The organism is Nostocoides japonicum T1-X7 (assembly GCF_001046855.1).
Lineage (GTDB): Bacteria > Actinomycetota > Actinomycetes > Actinomycetales > Dermatophilaceae > Nostocoides > Nostocoides japonicum.
This window is the reverse complement of sequence record NZ_HF570958.1, coordinates 4630589-4633440: the sequence shown is the minus strand read 5'-3', so window position 1 is coordinate 4633440 and position 2852 is coordinate 4630589. Positions and strand designations below refer to the sequence as shown.

Here is a 2852-nt window from a genome sequence, read left to right as displayed (position 1 = left end):
GCGCGGCGCGGGCCGCCGCGCCGAGGGTGCCGAGTCGCTCGGCGACCGCCGCCATCCGGGCGTCGGAGGCGTGCAGCTCCTCAAGGGCGGCGTCGACGTCGCGGCTCGCGGCAGCCACCACCTCCCGCGCCGGGACGAGGGCGAACCGGGCCTGGTCACTCCGGCGACCCGCGTCGGCCCAGGCCGCCTCGGCGTCGTCGGCCGCCGACTGCAGCTCGATGAGGCTGTCTCCGCCGCCCCCGCCACCGCGGGCGAAGCCCGGGCCGAAGACGTCGCCCTCCGCCGACACAGCGGTCACGCCGTCGCCGCGGCCGGCGAGCTCGGCCGCCTCACCGGGCGTCCTCACGACGGCGACGCGCTCGAGGAGTGCCGTGACGGCGGGAGCGACGGTGGTGTCCGCGTCGACGAGGTCGACAGCCCAGCGGGCACCATCGGGGAGGATGGGCCAGGCGCCACGATCGACGGCGGGTGCGGTCGCCGGCACGAGGAGGCCGGCCGTGCCTGCGTCGGCGTCCCGGAGCGAGCCGACGGCCCGTCGGGCCGCGTCGGCGGAGTCGACGGCGACGGCCTCGGCGGCCCAGCCGAGCGCCGCGGCGACCGCAGCCTCGTGTCCGCCATCGACCTTGATGAGGGTCGCGACGGCGCCGAGCAGTCCGCTGCCCTCGTCGGCCCGCTCGATGAGCGCGGCGGCGCCGTCCTTGCGGCGCAGCGAGATCCGCAGGGCGTCGAGCCGGGCCTGCGCCGTCGTCCGGTCACGCTCGGCCGCTCGCTCCTGCTCCTCCAGCGCGGCGACGGCGGACTCGGCGCGCTCGAGCGCGGTGGCGGCGGCCTCGTAGGCGGCGTCGAGTCCCTCCTCCCCCTCCTCGTCGACAGCGACCGTCGACTCGAGGGCGGCGAACTCCTGCTCCGCCTCCGCCGCGCGGGCGCGGGCGGCCTCGACGGCCGACTCGAGCCGCGCGATCTCCGCCGCACGCGTGTCGATCCGGCTCTGCCTCGCGGTCACCTGGCCGGTGAGGCGCGCCAGTCCCTCGCGACGGTCCGCCGCGACGCGGACGAGCTCGGCGACCCGGCGCTGCTCGACGGCATACGCCTCCTCCGCCGCGACGCGTGCCGCGACCGCAGCCTCGAGGGCCGCCTTGGCGTCGGCGGCCTCGGCGAGGAGGGCCTGCTCCTGCGCCCTGGCCTGCGCCGCCTGGCTGCGCAGCTCCTCGGGGTCGCGGCCCGTCGTCGTCTCCTCCGCGGTGTCCTCCGCGAGGACCCGGACCCGCTCGGCGGCCACCGAGGCGGTCGTCTCGAGCTTGTCGACGAGCGAGCGGAAGCGCAGCCAGCGCTCCTGGACCCCGGCGAGCTCGGGCGCCGCCCGCATGGCCGCCGCCTCGGTCTCGGTGAGCCGGTCCCGCAGACCGAGGACGGTCTCCTCGATCGCCGCCCGGCGCGCGACGAGCGCGCTCTCGTCGGCGGCCTCCTGCTCGAGCGTCGCCGTCAGCTGGGCGAGGTCGTCGGCGAGGAGACGCAGCCGCGCGTCACGGGCGTCGGCCTGGATGACGACCGCCCGGCGGGCCGTCTCGGCCTGCCGCCCGAGGGGGCCGAGCTGGCGCCGGATCTCGGCCGTGAGGTCCTGGACCCTGGTGAGGTTGGCCTCCATCGTCTCCAGCTTCCGCAGCGCCTTCTCCTTGCGCTTGCGGTGCTTGAGGACCCCGGCCGCCTCCTCGATGAAGCCGCGCCGCTCCTCGGGCGTGGCCCGGAGCACGGCGTCGAGCTGGCCCTGCCCGACGATGACGTGCATCTCGCGGCCGATGCCGCTGTCGGAGAGCAGCTCCTGGACGTCGAGGAGCCGGCACGTCGTGCCGTTGAGGGCATACTCGCTGCCCCCGTTGCGGAACATCGTCCGGGTGATCGTCACCTCGGAGTAGTCGATGGGCAGCGCGCCGTCGGCGTTGTCGATCGTCAGGCTCACCTCGGCGCGACCGAGGGGCGGACGTCCGGCCGTGCCGGCGAAGATGACGTCCTCCATCTTGCCGCCGCGCAGGCTCTTGGCGCCCTGCTCCCCCATGACCCAGGCGAGCGCGTCGACGACGTTCGACTTGCCCGAGCCGTTCGGCCCGACGATGCACGTGATGCCCGGCTCGAGACGCATCGTCGTCGACGAGGCGAAGGACTTGAACCCCTTGAGGGTCAGCGTCTTGACGTACACGGGCTTCCTGGTCGCTCGGCACCCGACGGCCGCGGATGCCGGTGGTCGGTGGGCGATCCCGGCGCGGACCGGTGGGCAGGGACGGTCGGCGCTCACGATACCTGCGGGCACCGGTCTCGCCCGTGACCGCACATCGCCCGGCGTTGCCTGTGGCTCGAGTGGCTCGTGGGACTCTAGTGATGGAGGAGTTTCGAAGTGATTCGCGGGACTGCGCGGCAGGTCGGCGCGGGACTACGTGGCGGGTCGGCGTGCGGCCTCCCTTGCTCGGCAGGTGCGGGCTTGTCGTGGTCCGCCGACGCTCGAGACCACGACAACCCCGCACGTGCCGAGCTGATGCTGTCCCGAGACTCGACTGACGACATCTTCTCGGCACGTGCACACACCCCCCCACCCCTCCCCGGCAGGTGTGAGCTTTCCGTGGTCAGAACACGAAAGAAACCACGACAACCCCGCACCTGCCGACCACCCGAGCACCCCAGGACCAGGAACGACCCACCAAGTCCTTGTGGGGAAACTGACCCGAGCCCTGACCCTGACCAGCTTCCCCACAAGGACTCGCGCAACGGTCAACCCCTCACGGCAGGCGCTCGACCTCCGCGGCCGCCGGCTCAGCGACCACGCCAACCCCGCACGTGCCGAGTTGATGTCGTCCCCAGAC

At 74.3% G+C, this 2852-nt stretch carries 1 protein-coding gene; it reads right to left on the bottom strand.

The annotated features are described in order from the left end of the window. Positions 1–2194: chromosome segregation SMC family protein (locus BN12_RS21040; protein ID WP_048555521.1), on the bottom strand; the 2194-nt coding region annotated here is incomplete at its 3' end. Positions 2195–2852: the final 658 nt, after the last annotated feature.